The organism is Plantactinospora endophytica, from assembly GCF_016862915.1.
In the GTDB taxonomy this organism is placed as follows: Bacteria; Actinomycetota; Actinomycetes; order Mycobacteriales; family Micromonosporaceae; genus Plantactinospora; species Plantactinospora endophytica.
In genome coordinates, this window is sequence record NZ_BONW01000016.1 from 102548 (window position 1) to 125367 (window position 22820).

Annotated in this window: 18 protein-coding genes; 6 read left to right on the forward strand and 12 right to left on the reverse strand. The window is 71.8% G+C overall.

Annotation, left to right across the window (positions count from 1 at the left end):
* Positions 1-153 precede the first annotated feature (153 nt).
* From Pen02_RS16510 to Pen02_RS16540, 7 genes are all read right to left on the reverse strand, one after another.
* The gene (locus tag Pen02_RS16510) at positions 154-1155 is read right to left on the reverse strand and encodes a 2-dehydropantoate 2-reductase (protein WP_203866939.1); all 1002 of its coding nucleotides are present in this window, start codon (positions 1153-1155) and stop codon (positions 154-156) included.
* A gap of 250 nt (positions 1156-1405) precedes the next feature.
* Positions 1406-2599: a cupin domain-containing protein gene (locus tag Pen02_RS16515; protein WP_203866940.1), complete on the reverse strand. Its 1194-nt coding sequence runs from the start codon at positions 2597-2599 to the stop codon at positions 1406-1408.
* Positions 2600-2797: 198 nt separating this feature from the next.
* Positions 2798-4003 carry a hypothetical protein gene (locus Pen02_RS16520; RefSeq protein ID WP_372445615.1) on the reverse strand — a complete coding sequence of 402 codons (1206 nt, stop codon included), beginning with the start codon at positions 4001-4003 and terminating at the stop codon, positions 2798-2800.
* Positions 4004-4128: 125 nt separating this feature from the next.
* Complete coding sequence (locus Pen02_RS16525) at positions 4129-4944, reverse strand: SAM-dependent methyltransferase (protein WP_203866941.1); 816 nt, start codon at positions 4942-4944, stop codon at positions 4129-4131.
* Between the two features lie 248 nt (positions 4945-5192).
* Positions 5193-6134, reverse strand: a complete 942-nt coding sequence (locus Pen02_RS16530; RefSeq protein ID WP_275413583.1) for an ROK family protein — start codon at positions 6132-6134, stop codon at positions 5193-5195.
* 65 nt (positions 6135-6199) lie between these two features.
* Positions 6200-7669, reverse strand: a complete 1470-nt coding sequence (locus tag Pen02_RS16535) for a M81 family metallopeptidase (RefSeq protein WP_203866942.1) — start codon at positions 7667-7669, stop codon at positions 6200-6202.
* 12 nt (positions 7670-7681) lie between these two features.
* On the reverse strand, positions 7682-8830 hold the full coding sequence (locus Pen02_RS16540) for an ROK family transcriptional regulator (protein WP_203866943.1): 1149 nt from the start codon (positions 8828-8830) through the stop codon (positions 7682-7684).
* A gap of 293 nt (positions 8831-9123) precedes the next feature.
* Here Pen02_RS16540 and Pen02_RS16545 point away from each other — a divergent pair, with 293 nt between their 5' ends.
* The 4 genes from Pen02_RS16545 (at position 9124) to Pen02_RS41810 (ending at position 15235) form a co-directional block, all read left to right on the forward strand.
* On the forward strand, positions 9124-10929 hold the full coding sequence (locus tag Pen02_RS16545) for a peptide ABC transporter substrate-binding protein (RefSeq protein WP_203866944.1): 1806 nt from the start codon (positions 9124-9126) through the stop codon (positions 10927-10929).
* An 80-nt stretch (positions 10930-11009) separates the two neighbouring features.
* Entirely contained in the window at positions 11010-11969 is a 960-nt protein-coding gene (locus tag Pen02_RS16550; RefSeq protein WP_203866945.1) for an ABC transporter permease, read from the forward strand.
* The gene (locus Pen02_RS16555) at positions 11966-12889 is read left to right on the forward strand and encodes an ABC transporter permease (protein WP_203866946.1); all 924 of its coding nucleotides are present in this window, start codon (positions 11966-11968) and stop codon (positions 12887-12889) included. Before Pen02_RS16550 ends, Pen02_RS16555 begins: the two co-directional genes overlap by 4 nt.
* Positions 12890-12901: 12 nt before the next feature.
* A complete protein-coding gene (locus Pen02_RS41810; protein ID WP_239140847.1) occupies positions 12902-15235 on the forward strand; it encodes a dipeptide ABC transporter ATP-binding protein in 2334 nt (777 codons plus the stop codon).
* A 28-nt stretch (positions 15236-15263) separates the two neighbouring features.
* Here the strand turns inward: Pen02_RS41810 and Pen02_RS16570 are convergent, their stop codons facing one another.
* A complete protein-coding gene (locus Pen02_RS16570; RefSeq protein WP_203866947.1) occupies positions 15264-15773 on the reverse strand; it encodes a hypothetical protein in 510 nt (169 codons plus the stop codon).
* Positions 15774-16023: 250 nt separating this feature from the next.
* Between Pen02_RS16570 and Pen02_RS16575 the strand changes: the two genes are divergently transcribed.
* Positions 16024-16410, forward strand: a complete 387-nt coding sequence (locus tag Pen02_RS16575) for a VOC family protein (protein ID WP_203866948.1) — start codon at positions 16024-16026, stop codon at positions 16408-16410.
* A gap of 110 nt (positions 16411-16520) precedes the next feature.
* On the opposite strand, the gene Pen02_RS16580 is transcribed toward Pen02_RS16575, so the two are convergent.
* From Pen02_RS16580 to Pen02_RS16595, 4 genes are all read right to left on the reverse strand, one after another.
* Positions 16521-17192: a TMEM175 family protein gene (locus tag Pen02_RS16580; RefSeq protein ID WP_203866949.1), complete on the reverse strand. Its 672-nt coding sequence runs from the start codon at positions 17190-17192 to the stop codon at positions 16521-16523.
* Positions 17193-17313: 121 nt separating this feature from the next.
* Entirely contained in the window at positions 17314-18297 is a 984-nt protein-coding gene (locus Pen02_RS16585; protein WP_203866950.1) for an ABC-2 membrane transporter-related protein, read from the reverse strand.
* Positions 18294-19199 carry an ABC transporter ATP-binding protein gene (locus Pen02_RS16590; RefSeq protein ID WP_203866951.1) on the reverse strand — a complete coding sequence of 302 codons (906 nt, stop codon included), beginning with the start codon at positions 19197-19199 and terminating at the stop codon, positions 18294-18296. The genes Pen02_RS16585 and Pen02_RS16590 overlap by 4 nt, the downstream gene beginning before the upstream one ends.
* The gene (locus Pen02_RS16595; protein ID WP_203866952.1) at positions 19196-19585 is read right to left on the reverse strand and encodes a GntR family transcriptional regulator; all 390 of its coding nucleotides are present in this window, start codon (positions 19583-19585) and stop codon (positions 19196-19198) included. The genes Pen02_RS16590 and Pen02_RS16595 overlap by 4 nt, the downstream gene beginning before the upstream one ends.
* Positions 19586-19819: 234 nt before the next feature.
* Here Pen02_RS16595 and Pen02_RS16600 point away from each other — a divergent pair, with 234 nt between their 5' ends.
* The gene (locus Pen02_RS16600) at positions 19820-22816 is read left to right on the forward strand and encodes an AfsR/SARP family transcriptional regulator (RefSeq protein ID WP_203866953.1); all 2997 of its coding nucleotides are present in this window, start codon (positions 19820-19822) and stop codon (positions 22814-22816) included.
* Positions 22817-22820: the final 4 nt, after the last annotated feature.

The following is a 22820-nucleotide window of genomic DNA, read 5'->3' on the forward strand; positions in this document are numbered from 1 at the left end:
CCTCCGGTGCGTCCCGTCGATGGCTGACCGACACCGGATCCCGGTGCCTGGAAGACCAGCTAGGAGGGTCTGCATACAGTATTCTGTCGGCAGTCCCAGTGCAATACCTCTCGCGACGCCTCGCCGGTACGCCGGTAGCGGTCGGCCGGCCGGTCAGGCCGCCGCCACGCTCGGGGTCGGCGCCGGCCTGGCCATGGTCTTGGCCAGCAGTTCGGTCGCGGCGTAGATGGTGCGCAGGGTCGGTGCCGGCGCCCCGGTGATGTCGGCCATCTCCACCACGGCGGCGACGACGGCGTCGAGTTCCATCTCCTTGCCCGCCTCGAGGTCCTGCAACATCGAGGTCTTGTGGTGGCCGACCCGCCGGGCGCCCTCGACCCGCTTGCCGATCGAGATCTCCGGCGTGCTGCCGACCCGGCCGGCGATGTCTAGGGTCTCCGCCATCATCTGCTCGACCACCCGGCGGGTGCCCGGGCTCTCGCAGATCTCCGCCATGGTCGCCCTGGTCAGGGCGCTTATCGGATTGAGCGAAGCGTTACCCATCAACTTGATCCAGATGTCGTCCCGCAGTCGCGGCTCGACCGGACACTTCAGACCGCCGGCCACCATCGCCGCGCTGAACCGCAGGCACCGGTCCGATACCGTGCCGTCCGGCTCGCCGATGGAGAACCGGGTTCCCTCCAGATGCCGGATCACCCCGGGTGACTCGATCACCGTGGCCGGGTAGACCACGCAACCGATCGCCCGCTCCGGTGCCATCACCGCCGAGGTTGCCCCGCCAGGGTCGACGGCCTCGATCCGGTGACCCTCGTACGGCCCCGCGAGCTTGTGGAAGTACCACCACGGGATGCCGTTCTGCCCCGCGATGAGGGCGGTCTCCGGGCCGAGCAGCGGTTCGAGCAGCGGCCCGGCCGAGGCGTAGGAATGCGCCTTGAGGCCGAGGAACACGTAGTCCACCGGACCGACCTCGGTCGGGTCGTCGGTGGCGTGCGGGTGCGCGGCGAAATCGCCCCGGGGACTGAGCACCCGTACCCCGTTCGCCCGCAGCGCGGCCAGGTGTGCGCCACGGGCGATCAGATGGACTTCCACCCCGGCCCGGCACAGGGACGCACCGACGTACGCGCCGATGGCGCCGGCTCCGAGCACAGCAACTCGCACGGGCTGCTCCCTTCTCGTACGACGTCCGCGCGGCGTCGAGGCGACGCAGCAGCGGCGTGCCCTCCCGTATGCGTTATGCTGACTACAGTATGCAATTTCACTTCGCGCTGACAAGCCTCGAAGTACTCGGAGTGCGGGCGGTGGGCGTGCGGCGACCAACCGACCCGTCGCGGCACGGACCCGTCCCGCCGAAGATTCGTGAGACGGCGCTAGCCCGGCGCGGTCTGGGGGACCACCGGCGCGTCGTCGTTCAGGTCCGGGCCGAAGAACTTGAAGACCACCAGGTCGTCTCCGCCGGTGTTCTCCACCAGGTGCGGGGTCGTGGCGACGTCGTACGAGACGAGCAGCTCGTCCCGGTCGGCGTCGCCGCCGCGTACCTCGTGGCCGCAGTAGCGTCCGCCGCCCGACCAGACGAGGATCGAGTACACGCCGCGCTCGGTCGACTCGCGTGGCGCTGACCGGCCGGCACGACGAGTTTCTTCCCGCTGAACTTGGGCGTGTTGTAGAAGATCCACCACTCCCGGCCGCCGTCCGGGGCGACCGGACGCGGCGCCAGGTGGTTGTTCTCGTAGAAGTACGGGTCACCGTTGAGGTCCCACTCGACGAACCGGAGCGGGAACCGCTCGCCGTGCTCGTGCCGGTCCGCCGGCCGGACGTCCTTGAAGAGCAACTCCTTCGAGATGATCCGGCCGGCGTTGCGCGCCTGGAACATGGCGAAGACGTCGGAGTCCTCCTGCAACTCCACGGTCAGCGCGGTGCCCGGCCCGTGCAGCACCCCGGACGGCACCCCGAACCCGTCGTCGGGCACCTGGAGGTAGGCCCGGGAGTGCCGCAGGATCAGGTCGCTGTCCCAGTCGACCAGATACGGCAGCAGCACGTCGTACGCCCGCTCGCGGAGGATCCACGGATGCACCCCGAAGAACGTCTCCGGGTGCGCGCCGCCGTCCACCCCGGCGGGGAAGTAGTACGCCTCGTCCTTCGACCGCCGCCCGACCAACTCGGCGAAGCGCTGCGGCGGATGGATGTGGTACGGGATCCGCGCCCCGTAGTCGAGCAGCTTGGCGAGCCGGCCCAGGCCCTGCGGGTGGCTGGCCGCGTACGCCGAGCCCATGATCGCGGCCGGATCGGCACGTACCGCGTCGCGCAGGGTCAGCCGGGGCCGCCCGTTCCGGTCGACGACGTGACCGAGCCCCTCGTCCGGCGGACCGATCCGGTTGTCGGCCCGGGTGGTCGAACCCAGCCAGCGCTCGCAGACGAAGCCCCGCTCGCCGAGGTCGTACGCCTCCTCGGCGAGGCCGAGCCGCCGGCCGGGCGGCACCAGGTCACGGGCGACGAACGCGGGGGCGAGGCGCAGCACCCCGCCGCCGTCGTTCAGCAACTCCTCGACCAGCGCCCTGGTCGAGGTGGCCGCCGCCCCGGTCGGCCCGCTGTCGTCCTCGGTCAATCCTCAAGTCCGCTCGTCGATGTGCCCTGGCCGAACCGGTGCCCGGAACGCCAGGAAGGTTACGATCATGGAAAGTGCCGCGACGACCGGACCGGTCGTCGGCACCTTCCAGGATGTCCGATCCGTTACCACGGACGGGGCAGAATCCGAGGGACCGGAACATCTGCCCGGCCCGCCACGACGGGGGTCGACCACCAGCTAGTCGAGCGTCGAGCCGGTCACCGTCGGGTTCCGGGCGCCGAGGAAGAAGATGCCGGGGAAACCCCGGGTCTCGAAGCCGTCGCTGGGATTGCGCCGCAGCGTCGAACTCTCGATCCGCATCGTCCCGGTCCGGTCGTTGCTGACGAAGAAGACCGCCCCGCCACCCTCGTTGGCCCGGTTGTCCTGTACGACGCTGCCGGCGATCGTCACCGTGAACCGGTTGCCGTCGGTGTAGACGGCACCGCCGCTGCCGCCGCCGGGGGTACCGCCCCGGGCCGGGTTGGCGCCCCGGCCGACCGCCCGGTTGTGGCTCAGCACGCTGTTCAGCACCACCCAGGAGACTCCGATGCTGCTCAGCGCGCCACCGTTGGCGCAGACACCGCCCTGCCCGGCGGCGCCGCCGAAGGTGCTGTTGACGACGTACACCGGAAGCCCCCGGTACTGGCTGAGCACCCGGATCGCCGCGCCACCGAGGTCCGGGCCGGTCTGGTCGCAGCGGTTGCGGACGAACCGCGAGTTGACCACCTTGAACCGGCCGCCCCGGACGAAGATCGCCCCGCCACCGCCGCCCTCGGCCTCGTCACCTGTGGAGTTGCCGTCGGCGAAGGTCAGGTTCTGCACGGTGAGCTGCGGATGGTCCTGGTCCTGGCAGTGCGAGGTGGTCCAGCCCTGGGCCTGGTCACAGGTGTTCATGTAGAGGATCCGACGCTTGCCGCCGCCGCTGAGCGTGACCCTGCCGCCGCCGTCGAGCACGATCCGGGGACCGGTCGAGTTCCGGATCTTCGCGGTCGCCTGCATCGTGATGGTGACCGGGGCGGGGCCGCAGGAGAAGGTGATGATCCCGCCCTTGGCGACCGCCGCGACGACCGCCGCCGAGGTGCAGCTCGCCGGCGTACCGTTGCCGACCACCCGGGTCGGCCTGGCCGTGTCCACCGCACGGGCCTCGGCCGGGACGCTGGCCCGGCCCTTCGGGTTGCCCGGTCGGGGCAGCGCCGGCACCGGCCTGGTCGAGGCGGACGGCTTAGCGGTCGGCGACGGTCTGGCCGGAGCGGTCGGCGACCCGCTCGCCGCACCGCTGGCGTCGGCCGCCGGAGCCCACTGCGGCCCCGCCGACGGGTCGGCCGGCGGAGAGCCGCAACCCGCCAGGCCGGCGGCGGCCACCAGCACCGTCGCGATCAACCCGGCCGTGATCCTGGTATGCACCGGCAGATCGTAGGTCCCGGGACCTGGCCGGCCAGGGGCGGACCGGCCGGCTTAAGGAACTCTTCAGGCCGGCGGTGACCAGGGCGGCGCCGACCGTTCCGGCCCCGCGTAGGGTGGCCGGCCGCTCAGGGGATCCGGGCGACCGCGCCGTACATGCAGATGTCGATCGGGTCGGGCGGGGTGCTGCCGGGCTCCGGGCGCCAGTCGCCGATCGGCAGTACGCCCGGATCGACCAGGTCGAGACCGGTGAAGAAGCGGGCGAACTCGTCCCGGCTCCGGGGTCGGCTCAGGCCGCCGGTCGCGGCGTTCGCCTCCTCCAGCTTCGCCACCGTCTCCGCCGGCAACCCGTCGTACGTGCCGTGCGACAGCACGACGAAACTGCCCGACGGCAGCGCGGCGACGAGCCGGCCGACGGCCCCGTACGGGTCCTCGAAGTCGCGTACGAAGTGCAGGATGGCCACCAGCGTCAACCCGACCGGCCGGCCGAGGTCGAGGGTGGCGTGCAGTTCCGGAGCGTCCAGGATCGACTGCGGGTCCCGCAGGTCCCGCTCGATGTAGGCGCTCTTCCCCTCCGGCGAGGAGGTCAACAGGGCGCGGGCGTGCGCCATCACCAGCGGGTCGTTGTCCACGTAGACGACGCGGGACTCCGGCGCGATCCGCTGGGCGACCTCGTGGGTGTTGTCGGCGGTGGGCAACCCGGTGCCGACGTCGAGGAACTGCCGGATGCCGGCCTCACCGGCCAGGAACCCGACCGCGCGACGCAGGAACCGGCGGTTCTCCTGTGCGGCCCGCTTCACCGTCGGGAAGACGGCGGCCACCTGGTCGCCGGAGAGGCGGTCGGCGGCGAAGTTGTCCTTGCCGCCCAGCCAGTAGTTGTACCGGCGGGCGGGATGCGCCACGTTGGTGTCCAGCTTCGCGGCCGGACTGGTCGTGTCGCTCACGGCACCTCCGAGAAGTCGGTTCACCGGCCGGGTCTGCGGGTGGGGCCAGCCGAGACGGGCGACCCGGGCCGGACAGGGTGCCTTCGTACGGCACCGCACCGATTATGGGCCACGGTGCGGATCTCATCGATCTTGCCCCCTGATGACGGGCTTTCCGCTGGCGGGACCTGTCACGGTGACCCTGGTTGCCGCCGAGGAAGGCCGGCACGGCGGTGGGCGGGACAGGCGGGGCGGGCCGGCGACCCGGATCAGGAGCCGACGGAGGCGGGGACCGGCGCCGCCCAGCCGTCCGGTACGGCCAGCCCGGCCGCCCGACGGGCAAGGATCGCGGCGCCCACCCGGGCGGCCTGGGCACCGAACGCGGACGGCACCACCTCGGGCGCGGTCCGCCAGGCCAGCGCCGCACGCAGCGCGTCGCGTACCGGGTCGAAGAGCTGGGCGCCGGCCTCGGCCAGACCACCGCCGAGCACGATCCGGGCCGGGTCCAGGGTCAGGGTCAGGGTGGCCAGGGCGATGCCCAGCGCCTGCGTCGCGGTGTCCCAGACCTCGCCGGCCAGCGGGTCGGTCGCAGCGGCGGCGGCGATGGCCCGGCTGTCCAGCCCCGGATCGCCGCCGAGCCGGGCGTAGCGCCGGGCCAGACCACCGGCCGAGGCGTACACCTCCAGACAGCCGCGCTGGCCGCAGGTGCACGGCTCGCCGCCGGGGTACACCGGCATGTGTCCGACCTCCCCGGCCGACCAGGCCGTGCCCGGCACCGGCTGGCCGTCCAGCACCACCGTGGCGGCGATCCCGGTGCCGAGCGGCAGCAGCAGGAAGTTGGCCAGCCCCCGGCCGGCCCCGGCCACCGCCTCGGCCACGCCGGCCGCCCGCGCGTCGTGTCCGATCACGACGGGCAGGCCGAGGTCGTCGTGCACGAGCGCACGCAGCGGTACGTCCCGGAACCGGATGTTCGAGGCGTACCGGACCAGGCCGGCGGCCTCGTCGACGATGCCCGGTGTCACCACCCCGATCCCGGCCGGTGCGGCACCCCCGGCAACCGCCTCGGCGTGCAGCCGCCGGCACAGCTCCCGGAGTGCGCCGACCGGATCGCCGTCGGCCCGGGACGGCACCACGACCGAGTGGCGGACCCCGCCGTCCTCGCCGAACACCGCCCCCTTCATCGTGGTCGCGCCGACGTCGACCGCGAGCACGCAGCGACCGGTGGGCGGTTCTCCGGCAGACGAGCCGGCGGACCGGGTGCCGGAAACGGGCGGAGTCACCGGGTCGCCACGGTCAGGTCCGCGACGAAGTCGCGGTCCAGCGGGAACACCGGCCGGAGCAGGTTCTGGTACGGCAGCCGCTCGATGTCCTGGTCCACCCCGCCCGGAGTCAGCGCGAGCAGCCAGTCGCCGGCCGCCTCGAACAGTTCGGGTTCGAGGTAGCCGATCTTCACCACCACCAGGTCGACGGCGTCCACCGGCACGCCCAGCCGCTCGTACGAGGCGAGTTGGCGGTACTGCATCCGGCGCGAGGTGACGAAGACGCTCAGCCCACCTACCCGTACGCTCACGCACCGCCCGCCGTCCGGGTCCTCGGCGACCGCCTCGAGTACGCCGTCCAGGCGTACCGGACCGGGGTCCCGGGCGTCGATCCGGCCACCGACCGACACGCTTACCGGGCTGCCGGTCGGCAGGTCGGCGACCTGCGCCACGGCGTCCCGGTCGACAAGCGAGGCGAACACGGCGCGCACGGCGCCGTCCCGGATCTCCGGCCGGGCCAGCATCCTGGCCAGCGCGTAGGTGACGTCGTCGGCGCCGCCGGCCCCGGGGTTGTCGCCGGAGTCGCTGACGAAGAACGGCCGCCGTTCCGGCTCCTTCACCGCGACCAGTGCCGTGTCGAGGCATTCGTCCATGCTGCCGGTCGGTGCGACGAAGGCGAACTCGTCGCGGGCCGCCCAGAAGTGCTCGCCGAGTTCCCGCGCCGCCCCGGTCGTGGCGTCGGCGTCGGTGCCGGTGACCACCACCGCGCCCCGGCAGCGGGGCTGGTCGGCCCAGGCGAAGCCGATCCAGATCGCGGCGTCGACGATGCCGTCCCGGGCCTCGATCTCGGGGATCCGGGCGTAGAGCCCGCGCGCCGGCTCGACCCGGGTGCTGGTCATCTCGCCGGGCAGCAGGATCGGCACGTGCACCAGGGCCTTGTGCGGGCGTTCACCCCGGCGCAGCGCCTCGACCAGGTTGCGGGCCGCCCGCTCGCGGGTCTCCCAGACGTCGACGTGCGGCGCGGTGCGGTAGCAGGTGAGCAGGTCGCAGCCGGCGAAGAGCACCGGCGAGACGTTGCCGTGCAGGTCCATCGCGGCCGAGACGTACGGCTGCGGCCCGATCACCGAGCGGACGGCGGTGACCAGGTCGCCCTCGGCGTCGGACCGACCGACCACACTCATCGCGCCGTGGATGTCCAGCAGTACGCCGTCGACCGGGCCGAGCCGGGCGAGCCCGTCGACGATCTCGGCGGCCCAGGCGTCGTAGCTGGCGGCGTCGACGGCACCACCGGGCAGCGCCCGGGCGTGCACCAGGGGTAGCCACTCGACGTCGGCGGCCCACGGCTGGGCGGGGGAGAGCCAGGCGTAGCGGGCCAGCAGTGCGTCGCCCCGGGTGACCTCGAAGTCGTCGGCGGTGCTCAGGTGCGGCGAGAAGGTGCTGGACTCGATGTGGATGCCGCCGACGGCGATCCGCAGGGGACGGTGCACGGGTGGTACTCCTCAGGCGGGGCGGGCGTCGGCCACGGCGCGGACCAGATGCCCGAGGCCGACCAGGGCGGCATCCGGGCCGGCGGCGCTGGCCTCGATGGAAAGGGACTGGGTCATCGACGGCAGGCACCGCTCGTAGAGCATCCCCCGGGCCGCCGCCACGTAGACGTCGAGACTCGACAGGGCTCCGCCGATGACAACGGCGTCCGGGTTGAGGAAGTTGACCAGGCCGGAGAGGGCCACGCCGAGCAGACCGCCGGCCCGCCGGACCAGGGTCACCGCCGCCGGTTCGGCGTCGACGACCGCGCCGATGACGTCCCGGGTGGTGGCGATCGGCTGGCCCTGCTCGGTCAACTGGGCGGCCAGGGCGGCACCGCTGGCGACGGTCTCCAGACAGCCGCGACTGCCGCAGGAGCACTGCCGCTCGCCGCTGTCCGCCACCCGTACGTGCGTGACGTCGCCGCTGAGTCCACGGCCGCCCCGGTAGATCTGCCCGCCGCTGACCAGGCAGCCGCCGATGCCGGTACCGGCCTTGACGTAGATCATGTCGCCGCCGTCCCGGCCCCGGGTGACGTACTCGCCGATCGCCGCGGCCTTGGCGTCGTTGTCGACCACGACCGGTACGTCGAACCGCGCGCCGAGTTCGGCCTGGGCGTCGACGCCGCTCCAGCCGGGCATCCGGGCCGGACCGATCAGCCGGCCCCGGGGGAACTCGACCGGGCCGGGCATGGCCGCGCCGATGCCGAGCAGTGCCTGTCCGGGCGCGGTCGCCGTGCGGATCCTGGTGAAGGCGGTGCCGACCACCTCGAAGACCTCGGCGGGGCCGGCGGCGATGTCGATGCCGACCTCCTCGGCCGCGAGCAGTCGCCCGTCCGGGGTGCAGAGGCCGACCCGGGCGTGCCGGGCGCCGAGTTCGGCGACGGCGAAGACGCCCTCCGGCTCGCGCAGGCGCAGGATCCGGGGTCGCCGCCCGCCGGTGGAGCGACCGACGCCCTCCTCGGAGATGGCGCCCTCTTCGAGCAGGCGCCGCACCACCCCGGTGACGGTCGAGGGTGCCACCCGGAGTGCCTCGACGAGGTCGGCCCGGGAGGTGGCCTCGCCGGTGGCCAGCAGGTTGAGCGTCTGGTCGCGCAGGGTGGCGGAGATCGACGGGTCCGACATACCTCTCCTTCTTCCAGCCGGGTTCGTCCGGGTGCCCTGTGCGGTCACCGGGTTACGGGACGGGGGGATCACCGCGAAGGGTATCGGACGATGTTCGGCGGCTTTGATCCTAGCCTGACGGAAGTCCCCGAAGGAAGTACGTTAATTTCGTTGACGCGAAACTTCATTGCCTATACATTCTCCGCATTGATCGCTCGGGAAGCACCAGGTGGCTCGGGCAGCACCAGGTGGCTGGACGCGACGCCCCTCGCGCCCGGCGACGCGGGGCACGTGCACATCGATCGAGGAGACTCATGAGGAGCAGATTCCACCGGGGCGCACTCCGCGGCACCGTCGCCGTCGCCAGTGCACTCGCCCTCGGTTTGGGCCTCGCCGCCTGTAGCGGCGACAGCAGTTCGTCCGGCAAGGGCGGGAGCGAGGGCAAGGACACCGCGACCGTCGCGTTCCGCACCCCGAACTGGATCCTGCCCATCTCGGCCCCGGGCTTCACCCAGGGCGAGAACGCCATCTTCGGCAACGCCCAGTACCGCCCGCTCTACCAGTACAGGCTCGACGGCTCGGCGAAGTACAACATCGACGCGGAGCGCTCGCTGGCCAACCCGCCCGAGGTGAGCGACGGCGGCAAGACGCTGACCATCACGCTCAAGGACAACACCTGGTCCGACGGCAAGCCGATCACCACCCGGGACATCGACTTCTGGTGGAACGTCGTCACGGCGAACAAGGACAAGTGGGCGTCGTACCGCAAGGGCGGCTTCCCGGACAACATCGCCGCCTGGACGATCAAGGACGCGAAGACCTTCTCGGTGACGACGACCGAGGTCTACAACACCGCCTGGTTCGTCGGGAACCAGCTCAACCGGATCACCCCGATGCCGCAGCACGTCTGGGACAGGGACTCCGCCACCGCGGGCGTCAGCGACCTGGACAAGACCCCGGACGGGGCGAAGAAGGTCTTCGACTTCCTGATCGCGGCCTCGAAGGACCCCAAGACGTACGCCACGAACGACCTCTGGAAGGTCAACAGCGGCCCCTGGAAGCTGGAGAAGTACGTCCCGAACGGCGAGGTCGTGCTCGCCGCCCAGCCGAACTACTCCGGCACCGACAAGCCCAAACTGGCCAAGGTCGTGCTGCGCCCGTTCACCAGCGACGACGCCGAGTTCAACGTGCTCCGGGCCGGTGAGATCGACTACGGCTACGTGCCGGCGGCCAACCTGTCGCAGAAGTCGTACCTGGAGTCCAAGGACTACAAGGTCGCGCCCTGGTACGGCTGGTCCGTCACCTACCTCCAGCTCAACTTCAACAACCCGAAGACGGGTGTGCTGTTCAAGCAGGACTACCTGCGTCAGGCCATGCAGATGCTGATCGACCAGCCGACCATCAACAAGGTCATCTGGTCCGGCATGGCCGAGCCGACCTGTGGCCCGGTGCCGCTCAAGCCGGGTACCGCCGGCTCCGCCGAGAACGGCTGCGTCTACTCGTTCGACCCGGCCAAAGCGAAAGAACTATTGGAGACCCACGGTTGGAAGGTGACCCCGGACGGGAAGACCACCTGCCAGACGCCGGGCACCGGGGCGAACCAGTGCGGCGAGGGGATCGCCGCCGGTACGCCGCTGACCTTCACGGTCACCAGCCAGAGCGGGTTCGCCGCCACCACCAAGATGTTCGCCGAGATCAAGTCGCAGATGGCCAAGCTCGGCATCGAGCTGACCATCAAGGAGGTGCCGGACTCGGTCGCGGTCACCCCGGCCTGCAAGCCGACCGAGGCGACCTGCTCGTGGGACATGTCCTTCTTCGGCTCCCAGGGAAGCTGGTACTACCCGGCCTTCGCGTCCGGCGAGCGGCTCTTCGCCACCGACGCGCCGGTCAACCTTGGCAGCTACAGCAACCCGCAGGCCGACCAGCTCATCGAGGCGACGCAGTTCAGCGGGGACGACAGCGCGCTGAAGGCGTACAACGAGTTCCTGGCCAAGGACCTGCCGGTGCTGTGGATGCCGAACCCGGTGTTCCAGATCTCGGCGTACAAGTCCGGGCTTCAGGGCGTCGAGCCGCAGGACCCGATGAACAACATGTACTTCCAGGACTGGTCCTGGAAGTAGTCGGCAGTCACTGACCGTCCGGCTCCGGCGGTGCCCCCAGCGGGTGCCGTCGGAGCCCCCGACCGAGGAGGGATCAGCGAGTGGTCCGGTACCTCGTCACCCGCCTGGGCCAGGCGCTCGTCGTCGTCGTGCTCGTCACCGTGATCGCGTTCCTGATCCTGCACCTCCTGCCCGGAGGTGCGGCCCGGGCGACCCTGGGCAAGGAGGCGACGCTGGAGCAGTTGGCGGCGTTCAACCACGAGATGGGCTACGACCGGCCCTGGATCCAGCAGTACGGCATGTACGTGCAGCGCCTGCTGCACGGCGACCTCGGCTACTCGTTCCAGCTCAACCAGTCGGTCACCGAGGCGATCACCCAACGGCTGCCCAAGACCATGGTGCTGTCGCTGCTCTCCACCCTGCTGGCGATCGTGGTGGCGATCCCGCTCGGGGTGATCCAGGCGGTACGCCGCAACCGCTGGCCGGACTACACCATCACCTCGCTGTCGCTGCTGGCGTACGCCACCCCCATCTTCTTCATGGGGTTGATGCTGATCATCCTCTTCTCGCAGGTCTGGCCGATCCTGCCGCCGGAGGCGCCGCAGGGCTTCACCGTCGGCGAGGTGCTGGCCGATCCGGCCGGGCTGGTGCTGCCCACCGTCACGCTGGCGATCGTCACCATCGCGGTCTACTCCCGTTACGTCCGCTCCTCGATGGTCGACAACCTGAACGAGAACTACGTCCGGACCGCCCGCAGCAAGGGCCTCTCCGAGCGCCGGGTGGTGGTCCGGCACACCCTGCGCAACGGCCTCTTCCCGGTGATCACCCTGCTCGGGATGTACCTGCCGGCGCTGTTCAGCGGTGCCCTGGTGGTCGAGTCGCTGTTCAACTTCCCGGGCATGGGGCAGCTCTTCTGGCAGGCGGCGCTCAAACGCGACTTCCCGATCCTGCTCGGGGTCACGCTGATCATCTCGGTGGCGACGGTGCTCGGCGCACTCCTCGCCGACCTGCTCTACGCCGCGGTCGACCCGCGGGTACGACTCCGGGGGAGTACGTCGTGACCACCCTCTCCGAACTGGCCCCCACCCCACCGGTCGGCGCACCCCAGCCGACCACCCCCGACGAGGCGCCGGTACGCGGCCTGTGGCGGCAGGGGCTCGCGGTCTTCTGCGAGAACCGGCTGGCCCTGGTCGGCCTGGGCCTGTTCGTACTGCTGGCCGGGGTCTGCTTCCTCGGCCCGCTCTTCTACCACACCGACCAGGTGCACACCGACCTCGCCAGGGTGCACCTGGCACCCGGCGCCGGGCAGCCGCTCGGCACCGACGGGGTCGGCTACGACCAGCTCGGCCGGATGATGCTCGGCGGGCAGACCTCGATCGTCGTCGGGCTGGCGGCCGGCATCCTCGCCACCTTCCTCGGCACCGTCTGGGGCGCCGTCGCCGGGTTCGCCGGCGGCTGGGTGGACGCCGCGATGATGCGGGTGGTCGACGCGATGATGTCGATCCCGTCGCTGTTCCTCTTCATGCTGCTGGCCGCGATCGTCACGCCGAGCGTACCGATGCTGATCGTCATCATCGGTGCCTTCGCCTGGCTCGGCCCGGCCCGGCTGGTCCGGGGCGAGGCGCTGACCCTGCGCTCCCGGGAGTACGTCCAGGCGATGCGCGGGATGGGCGGCACCGGCGGCCGGGCGGTACGCAAGCACATCGTGCCGAACGCCATCGGCACGGTGATCGTGAACGCCACCTTCCAGGTCGCCGACGCGATCCTCTACGTCGCCTACCTGTCCTTCCTCGGCCTCGGCGTGCCGCCACCGGCCGCGAACTGGGGCGGGATGCTCTCCGACGGTCTCGCGGACACCTACAGCGGCCACTGGTGGCTGCTGTACCCGCCCGGAATCGCCATCATCCTCATCGTGCTCGCCTTCAACTTCATGGGCGACGGGCTGAGGGACGCCTTCGAGGTCCGGCTCCGGCGCCGCTAGGGGAGTGGGGAAATGAGCGCACCGATCAACTCGACCGCCGCAACCGTGCAGGCGTCCGGCCGGTCCGGTCCGCTGCTGGAACTGCGGCACCTGCGTACCGACATCGCGCTGCGGCGCGGCACGGTGCACGCCCTGGACGACGTCAGCCTGGCGGTCCGGCCGGGGGAGACCCTCGGCATCGTGGGCGAGTCGGGCAGCGGCAAGACGATGACCGCGCTGTCGGTGATGGGCCTGCTGCCCTCCGGCGGCGAGGTGGTCGGCGGGGAGATCCTCTTCGAGGGCCGCGACCTGCGTTCGCTGCCACCCGAGGAGGTACGCCGGATTCGGGGCGTCCGGATGGGCATGGTCTTCCAGGATCCGTTGACCTCGCTGAACCCGACGATGCGGATCGGTGTGCAGGTTGCCGAGCCGCTCCGGGTGCACCAGCGGGTCGGCAAGGCACAGGCCCGGGAACAGGCGATCGACATCCTGCGCCGGGTCGGGATGCCCCGCCCGGACCGGGTGGTCGACAACTATCCGCACGAACTCTCCGGCGGGATGCGCCAGCGGGTCGCCATCGCCATGGCGCTGGTCTGCTCGCCCAAGCTGCTGATCGCGGACGAGCCGACCACCGCGCTCGACGTGACCACCCAGCGGCAGATCCTCGAACTCATCGACGACCTGCGCGAAGAGTTCGGCATGGCGGTCGTGCTGGTCACCCACGACCTGGGCGTGATCGCCGGCCGGGCCGACCGGGTCGCGGTGATGTACGCCGGCCGGGTGGTCGAGACCGCCGCGACGCGGGAGTTGTTCCGGTCGCCCCGGCACCGCTACACCGAGGCGTTGATGGAGGCGCTGCCGGAGTCGGCGACCCGGGAGGAGGGCTCGCGGCTCTACAGCATTCCCGGGCTGCCGCCGGACCTGTCCCGGCCGTTGACCGGCTGCCGGTTCGCCGCCCGCTGCCGGTACGCCACCGACGACTGCCGGACCACCGACGTGACGCTGACCGCCGGCCGCCACCAGTACGCCTGCCTGCACCCGGTCCCCGCCCCGGCAGCCGGCACCTCCGCCGAGCCGGTGCAGCCGGTCGAGGCGATGCGGCCGACCGGGCCGGCGGAGCCGGTTGCGGCGGCGGAGCGGATCGGGCCGGACGAGTCGATCGGGCCGGACGAGGGGGCCGGTCCGGTCGAGGTGGTGACGCTCCGGGCGGGCGAGCCGGCACCGGCGCCGCGTCCGGGCGGGCCGGTCGGGACAACGAAGTCCCGGCCGGTCTCACCGGCACCGGTCCCGTCGGTCCCGGAGCCGAATCCGGTCCTGTCGGGCCGTGAGCCGGCGCCGATTCTGTCGGTCCGGGAGCCCGCGCCGATCCTGTCGGTCCGGGAGCTGGTCAAGGACTATCCGGCGGGCGGGGGTGGGCTGCTGCGCCGCGCCGCCGGGCAGGTGAGCGCGGTCGCCGGGGTGTCGTTGGACGTCCACCCCGGAGAGACGTTCGGGTTGGTGGGCGAATCCGGGTGCGGCAAGTCCACCGTGGGCCGGCTGGTGGTCGGGCTGGAGCGGCCGACGGCCGGCCGGATCGTGCTGGACGGTACCGACATCTCCACCCTGGACCGGCGGGAACGCCGCCGGATGCACCGGCAGGTCCAGTTGATGTTCCAGGACAGCTACGCGGCGATGAACCCGAGGATGCGGGTCGACGCCATCCTCGCCGAGCCGCTGGAGATCCAGCAGGTCGGCGACGGGTCGGCGCGACGGGCCCGGATCGCGACGCTGCTCGACCAGGTGGGGCTCTCCCGACGGGTACTGGAACGCTATCCGCACGAGTTCTCCGGCGGCCAGTTGCAGCGCATCGGCCTGGCCCGGTCACTGGCGCTGCAACCCCGGCTGATCGTCGGCGACGAGCCGGTGAGCGCACTCGACGTGTCGATCCAGGCACAGGTGCTGAACCTGATGCGGGACCTGCAACGCGAACTCGGCCTGGCGTACGTCTTCATCAGCCACGACCTCTCGGTCGTCGACTACATGTCGGACCGGATCGGGGTGATGTACCTGGGCAAGCTCGTCGAGGTCGGTCCGGCGCACGACGTGGTCCGGTCCGCCCGGCATCCGTACACCCAGGCGCTGATCGACGCGGTGCCGTCGGCCAGCCCCGATGCGGCGGCGGAGCGGGAGAGCGTGACGATCCGGGGCGAGCTGCCGAGTGCGGTCAACCCGCCCACCGGGTGCCGGTTCCGTACCCGGTGCCCGATCGCGGCCGAGATCTGCCGGACGGAGCCGCCGCTGGCCGGCGCCGTGCACCAGGTGGCCTGCCACTTCCCACTACGTCCGGAGTCGAGCGCGGCGAGCGTACCGGCCGGGGCGGCCGGATAGCCCTGGCCGGGTACGTCGGTGCGCCGGGTCAGGGCGTCGGGAAGCCGTACCGGGCGGCGTGCTCGGGGTCGGCCGGGTCGATCTGCCGGATCCCCTCGTCGGCGAGTCGCTTGTTGACCTCGTCGAGTTGGTCGCGGACCAGTCGTGCCTCCTCTTCGGTGACCCGCCCCCGGTGCGGCTTGCCGGCGTGCTCCAGGCTGCTGTAGTCGATCCGTTCCCGACTCGTCTTCGCCGGGCGTACCCGTTCGGCGGTGCGCAGCAGTTGCGCCATCGGCACGTCGGTGGCGAGCGCGTCGAACTCGCTGGCGGTGAGGACGACCCGGCGCGGAGCCTCGCCCGGCTGTCCGTCGTGGATCTCCACGACCGCGACGTCCAACGCCGCGTCGTCGATGTTCTCGACCTCGGTCGGCTCGGCCTCCAACTGCACCGGCCCGGCGACCAGGTCGGGATGGTCCAGCACCACGATCCGGACCACCTTGTCGGCGGAGTGCACCACCTTGCCACTGAAGTCGGAGACGTGAACCGTCCGCTTACCCATGCCTGCGCTATCTCCTGTCCGGGCGGGGCCGCCGGGCGCCGGCTCTTCGGCCGGCGACGGCCAGCATCAGAAATTACCCGACAGGTGTGCGAACCGCCCGGGTGGGGGCGGGCGTGTCCGGGGGCAAACCGTCCGGGCCCGACGCTGCGGCGCCCGGCGTCCCCGGCGGATCTCCCCGGCCTCCCGGGAATATCCGTACACCCTACGTTGTACGATGTAAGGAGTTTAGTTCTACGCCAGGGAGCCGCTTGTGAAGATCACCTCGTCCGCCGTCTCGCTGAACGTGGCGGACGTCGCCGCCTCCAGCCGTTTCCTCAGCCAGCACTTCGGGTTCCGCGAGGAGATGTCCGCCGACGGCTTCTCGTCACTGACCCGCGACGACGCCGGCATGAACGTCATCTTCCTGCGCCAGGGCCTGCCGTCGCTGCCGGCCGACCAGCGCGACGAGCACGCCCGTGGCCTCAGCCTGGCCTTCGTCGTCGACGACCTGGAGGGCGAACTCGCCCGGCTGCGGTCCGAGGGCGTGACCATCACCATGCCGCTCACCGTCGAGGAGTGGGGGGAGCGGGCCTTCCAGGTACGCGACCCCAACGGCGTCATCGTGCAACTCGTCGACTGGAACGGCCCCCGCCAGTAGGCGGTTCCGTCGGCATCCTGGGTGCCGGCGGGGCAACTCGGCCGTGGCCCGCCGGCACCCACGTCGGCGGGCCACGCCGCCCGGCCACTCGTCGGGCCGGCCCCCGTCCCTCAGTCGTCAGCCGCGCGCCGGTGCGGGACGAGCCGGGTGCTGTACAGCCCGCCGCTGGTCAGCCCGTAGAACGGCGGCAGGAGGATGAAGATCGCCAGACCGGCGAGCGGGTTGACCAGGAAGCCGAGCAGCCCGCCCAGCGCGTACAGCACCAGCCCGATCAGGGCGCGGAGCCGTTCGGAGGGGAAGAACCCCGGGGCGACCCCCTCCACCAGCAGTTCACGGTGCGTGGCGAGGTAGTGGTACAGCATCAGCCAACTGATGCAGACCACCACGCCGACCAGCGCGTACAGCACGGTGGCGACGCGTTGGTCCGGCAGGTCGTGTTCCTGGAGCGTCCGGGAGAGTACGGAGGTCGGGAACGGCAGCAGCGCCGTGCTGAACAGCACGAGCAGGTTCGCCCAGTGCAGCCCACGGTCGGCCTCCCGGACCCGGCTGAACGTAGCCTTGTGGTTGAGCCAGATGACGGCGACGTAGAGGTACGACGCGACGTACGCCGCGTAGCTGGGCCACTGCTTCACCAGCCCGGACAGCAGCTCGCCCGGCTCGCCCTCCGGTACCCGCAGCTCCAGTACCAGCAGGGTGATGACGATCGCCAGAACACCGTCGCTGAAGCCCTCGGCACGACCGGTGTCCGTCCGTGCGCCGATCTCGTCGGTTGGCCCACTCACGGCTGCCGGCTACCCGACGGCGGCATGGGTAATCGCGCGGGCCGGGCTACCAGTACGACGGCGGGGCGGACGGCGCGGCGGCCGGTCCGGGCGGGACCGGCCGCCGACTACCGAGCCGGGGTCAGTTGAGCCCGCGCGGGATCCGCCAGAAGGCGAACCCGGCCAGCAACCCGGCGAGTACCAGGTAGAAGCCGAACTCCAGCCACTGGAAGGTCCAGTACCGGTCGGCGGGCTGGTACGACAGCGTCATGTGGAAGCCCTTCGTCTCGATGCACGCCTTGTGCACGCTGGGCTCGCTGTGCGGGCAGCTCTCGATCTGCTCCTGGGTCGCCGGGTTGCCAGCGGCGTCGAACATCTGGGGATTGCTGGTCAGCACCCAGGCGCCCGGTACGGCGAAATTCTCGGTCCGAACCTCGCCCGTCCCATTGATCATCAGGCCCCTGGCGTTGGCGGCGGTCCAGGCGACCGTCTCGGTGACGGCCGGTTGCAGGTGCGGGCGGACCATGGTGGGGACCAGGATCTGTAGCAGGACGAACCCGGCGAGCAGGATGGCCATCGCGGGAACGGTCCGGCGGACCAGCAACCCGACGGTGACCCCGGCGACGACCGCGAAGACGGCGTAGCCGAGCGGGGCGATGTTGCGGGCGGGGAAGAGCAACGGGTCGAACCGGCCGTCGAACAGCTTGTCGTAGGGACTGGCGGCCCAGGTCAGCAGCAGACTGAGCGCGCCGGTGAGGGTCGCGCCGGCCAGCGTGACGAGGCCCAGTTTGACGGCCAGCCAGCGGGTACGGCTGATGCTCTGGTTCCAGACCAGACGGTGGGTACCGGCCTCGAACTCGCGGGCGAGCAGCGGCGCGCCCCAGAACGCCCCGACGATGCCGGGCACCAGTACGACCAGGAATCCGGTCAGCAGCAGTGGGGTGAAATAGGCGTTCTCGAAGACGTCCTTGGCCGTCTCGACGGAGCAGCCGGCGCAGTCGACGTTCACCTCGTACGCGGTGCGGATCCGCAGTCCGAGTACGACAAGGTACGTGGCGAGGGTGGCCAGCACCGCCACGGCGACCAGGGCCTGGCCGCGGAACTGACGCCAGGTCAGCCAGATCATCGGGAGACCTCCAGGGGCTGTCCGGCGTTGGCGGTGGGGACGGGCTCGGCGGCCCGGCCCAGGTAGGCGAGGACCATCTCCTCCAGGTCGAGATGTTCCGCGGCGGGCATGTGGTCGCGGAGCGTACCGGTGGTGTCCCGGACGATCAGCGTGGTCTGCCGGGCGGTGTGGGTCGCCTGGATGACCTCGATCCCCGGCGGCGGCGGATCGAGGTCGCCGCGCGCGGCGACCAGCCGGTAGTGGGCGGTGAGCAGCTCCTCCACGTCCCCGGCGAGCTGGGTCCGGGAGGCGGCCAGCACGATCAGGTGGTCGCAGACCCGTTCCAGGTCGCCGAGCAGGTGGGAGGAGAGCAGGACGCTGACCTCCAGTTCGGCGACGAACTCCATCAGGCTCTGTAGGAAGGTCCGCCGGGCGAGCGGGTCGAGGGCGGCCACCGGCTCGTCGAAGATCAGTAGCTCCGGCCGTTTGGCGGCGGCCAGGGTCAGGGCGAGCTGGGCGCGCTGGCCGCCGGAGAGCCGCCCCGCCTTCTGTGTCGGGTCGAGGCCGACCTGGTTGATCCGCTGCTGCGCCAGCCGGTCGTCCCAACCGGGGTTCAGCCGGGCGCCCAGCCGCAGGTGGTCGCCGACGGAGAGGTTCGGGTAGACGGGGGTGTCCTGCGCGACGAAACCGACCCTGGCCAGTTGTGTCGCGTCGGCGGCGGGCCGGGAACCGAGCACCTCGATGGTGCCGGTGGTCGGCGCGATCATGCCCGAGGCGAGGTTCAGCAGGGTGGACTTGCCGGCGCCGTTCGGCCCGACCAGCCCGACCACCCGTCGGGCGGGGATGCTCAGGGTCACGTTCGTGAGGGCCTGGCGCCGGCCGTAGCGCTTGCCGAGTGCGTCGGTCCGCAGGACCGGGGTCATGGTGTCACCTCTGTGGCCTTTCGAAATGTGGTCATGAAGAGGGCTTCGATGCTGTCGGGATCGAGGCCGGCGTGCTGCGCCCTGGCGAGCCAGGCGACCAGTTCGGTGCGGAGCGACTCGTGCGCGGCGAGAGAGTCGTCGGTCAACGTCCGGGTCACGAACGTCCCCACACCCGGGCGCGGGGAGACCAGACCCTGGTGCTCCAGCTCCCGATACGCCTTGAGGACCGTGTTGGGGTTGATCGCCAACCGCGCCACGACCTCCTTGACCGTCGGGAGCTGGTCGCCGGTGGCCAGCAGGCCGAGCCGCAGCGCCTGCTGGACCTGTTGGACCAGCTGGAGGTACGGAGCGAGGCCCGAGCGGGCGTCCAGGTGGAAATCGATCACTGCTACCTCTATTTATCTAGTCTCCTAGCACTATAGGGGTGCAGCACTACCGGCTGTCAAGAAATGGGGTGGCCGCCGGGCACCGCCGGCCGATGCTCGGGACCGGACGTCCGGAAACCGCCGTTGGTCCGATAGTCACATCTACCAAGGCTGATCTAAGTTCGACGGCAAGTTGCCGCCGCATCCGGATCGTCCTGCTTCGCGGCGGCGGTGGACGGACGCCGGGGGGCGCTCTTGCGGATTCAGCTGCTCGGTCCGGTGCGGGCCTGGCGCGACGGTGAACCGCTCGACCTGGGGCCGGCGGCCCGACGGGTGGTACTGGGACTGCTGGCGCTCGCCGGAGGCAAGCCGCTGCTGCGCGCCGACCTGATGGGTGGACTCTGGTACGACCGGGAGCCGCCGACCAGCGCCGCCAACGTCATCCAGACCCACGTCAAGCACCTGCGCCGGCTGCTGGAGCCGGACCGACGACCCCGGGACGGGGGTACCGTGCTGCGGCTGGTCGGCGACGGCTACGCGCTGCACCTGCCCGCCGCCGGGCTCGACGTCACGCAGTTCCGGCAACGGACGGAGGCGGCCACGACCGCACAGCGGTGCGGGCAACTCGACGTTGCCGCAGAACTGCTCGGCGAGGCGCTGGCGCTCTGGCACGGTCCACCGCTCGCCGACGTACCCGCGCTGGCGACCCATCCGAAGGTGGTCGCGTTGGGCGGCGAGCGGCAGGCCGCCCTCGGCCGGTACGGCGAGGTGATGATCGCCGCCGGTCGGGCCGCCGAGGGGTTGCCGATCCTGGCGGAGGCGGCCGTCGCCGCGCCGCTGGACGAGGCGGCGCACGCCCGGCTGATCCGGGCGTACCACGCGGCGGGGCGGCGGGGGCAGGCGTTCGCCGCGTACCACGAGGTGCGCCGCCGGCTCGCCGACGACCTGGGCGTCGCCCCCGGGCCGGCGCTGGCCGCCGCGCACCGCGCGCTGCTGCACGAGGAGGAACCGCCCAGCCGGCCGGCCGCCCCGGTCACCTCACCCGCACGCCCGGCGGTTCAAGCGGTTTCAGCCCGTCCAGCGGGTCCAGCGGGTCCAGCGGGTTGGTCCGGTCCTGCGGGTCCGTCGGGTCCAGGGAGTCCGTCCGGTCCGGCGGTTCCGGCCCGGGGCTTGCCGAGGCCCGCGCAACTGCCGGCGGATCTGGCGGAGTTCACCGGCCGGACGGCGGAACTGGCCCGGCTCGACGGTCTGCTGGACCGGGCGGGCCGACCCTCGGGGCGGGCCGCGACGGTGATCGCCGTGGTCTCCGGGACGGCCGGGGTCGGCAAGACCACCCTGGCGGTGCACTGGGCGCACCAGGTGGCCCACCGGTTTCCCGACGGCCAGCTCTACGTCAACCTGCGCGGCTTCGACCCGGCCGGCGCGGCGGTGGACCCGGCCGAGGCGGTACGGCAGCTCCTCGACGCCCTCCAGGTGCCCGCCGAGCGGATTCCCGCCGAACTCGACGCCCAGGCCGCGCTGTACCGCAGCGAGATGTTCCACCGGCGGATGCTGGTGCTGCTGGACAACGCCCGGGACGCCGCCCAACTCCGTCCGCTGCTGCCCGGCGGCCCGGGCTGCCTGGTCGTGGCGACCAGCCGGGCCCGGCTGGCGGACCTGGTCGCCATCGAAGGCGCTGCGCCGGTACCCGTCGACCCGCTGCCGGCCCGGGAGGCCCGGGAACTGCTGGTCCGGCGAATCGGCGGGCGCCGGACCGTCGAGGAGCCGCAGGCGACGGCCGAGATCCTGGCCCGGTGCGCCGGACTGCCGTTGGCGCTGGCGATCGTGGCCGCCCGGATCGCCACCAGCCGGAACCTGTCACTGGCCGATCTGGCCGGGCAGCTCCGTCGGGGCGCCGATCGACTCGACGCGTTGAGCACCGGCGACCCGACAACCGACCTGCGGGCGGTCTTCTCCTGGTCGTACCGCAGCCTGAGCCGGGCCGGTGCCCGGCTGTTCCGGCTGCTCGGCCTGCATCCGGGGCCGGACTTCTCGGCTGCGGCGGCGGCCAGTCTCGCCGGACGGCCGGTGACCGAGGTACGGGAGACGCTTACCGAACTCGCCCGGGCGAACCTGCTCGGGCAGCGCCCCGACGGCCGGTACGCCCCGCACGACCTGCTGCGGGCGTACGCCGTCGAACTCGCCGAGCGGAGCGATCCGGAACGGCGGCGCCGGGCTGCCACCGACCGGCTGCTCGACCACTACCTGCACAGCGCATCAGCCGCTGACGCGCTGCTGCGCACCGAAAGCAGTCCGGTCCCGCTCGACCGACCGCGTGCCGGGGTCACCCCGGAGCGTCCCGTCGACCACCAGCGGGCCTTCGAGTGGTTCGCCGCCGAACGCGTGGTGCTGCTGGCCGTGCTGGAAGACGCCGGCAACTCCGGACGGGACGTCCAGACCTGGCAGCTCGGCTGGGCCGTCGGCACCTACCTGGACCGGGCCAGCCACTGGTACGACCTGGTCGCCGCCCAGCGTGCCGCGGTGGCTGCCGCCCGGCGGATGGCCGACCCGGCGGCACAGGCCAGCGCGCACCGCTTCCTCGCCCGCGCCTACACCCGGCTGGCCCGGCTCGACGACGCCGACGCCCAGCTCCGGTACGCCCTGGAGCTGTACCGGACCTCGGGCGACCAGGCCGGGCAGGGCCACACCCACCTCAACCTGTCGCTGATGTGGGAGCGGCGGGGCCGGCTCGCCGATGCACTCGACCACGCCCGACAGGCGCTCGGGCTGTTCGAGACTGCCGGGAACCGGCACGGGCAGGCACGGGCGCTGAACGCGGTCGGCTGGTACCACACCCTGCTGGAGGACCACTCGTCGGCGTTGACCTACTGCGAGCAGGCCCTGGTGTACCTCCAGGAACTCGACGACCGGATGGGCCAGGCCAGCACCTGGGAGAGTCTGGGGCGGGCGCACCACCATCTCGGCGACCGGTCCCGCTCGGTGGGTTGCTACCAGCACGCCCTGCGGCTGTTCCGGGCGGTCGGCGACCGCCACCTGGAGGGGATCACGCTGTCGCACGTCGGCGACACCCACCACGCCTTCGGCGACTCCCGGGCCGCCCAGGACGTCTGGCGGGAGGCGTTGGAACTGCTCAGCGAGGTCGACCAGGTCGAGGCGGGGAAGGTGCGGACGAAACTCGCCACGCTCGAACAGCCGGTCCAGGTGGTCGGGACCGGAATCGGCGCCGACACATCCGCGTCACGTCGCTGGTGAGCGG

What these genes read in the sequence shown, in the direction of transcription:
- Pen02_RS16590 (WP_203866951.1), bottom strand. Translation starts at nt 19,199, where the DNA reads ATGACCCCGGTCCTGCGGACCGACGCACTCGGCAAGCGCTACGGCCGG.
- Pen02_RS16570 (WP_203866947.1), bottom strand. Translation starts at nt 15,773, where the DNA reads ATGGGTAAGCGGACGGTTCACGTCTCCGACTTCAGTGGCAAGGTGGTG.
- Pen02_RS16585 (WP_203866950.1), bottom strand. Translation starts at nt 18,297, where the DNA reads ATGATCTGGCTGACCTGGCGTCAGTTCCGCGGCCAGGCCCTGGTCGCC.
- Pen02_RS41810 (WP_239140847.1), top strand. Translation starts at nt 12,902, where the DNA reads ATGAGCGCACCGATCAACTCGACCGCCGCAACCGTGCAGGCGTCCGGC.
- Pen02_RS16545 (WP_203866944.1), top strand. Translation starts at nt 9,124, where the DNA reads ATGAGGAGCAGATTCCACCGGGGCGCACTCCGCGGCACCGTCGCCGTC.
- Pen02_RS16540 (WP_203866943.1), bottom strand. Translation starts at nt 8,830, where the DNA reads ATGTCGGACCCGTCGATCTCCGCCACCCTGCGCGACCAGACGCTCAAC.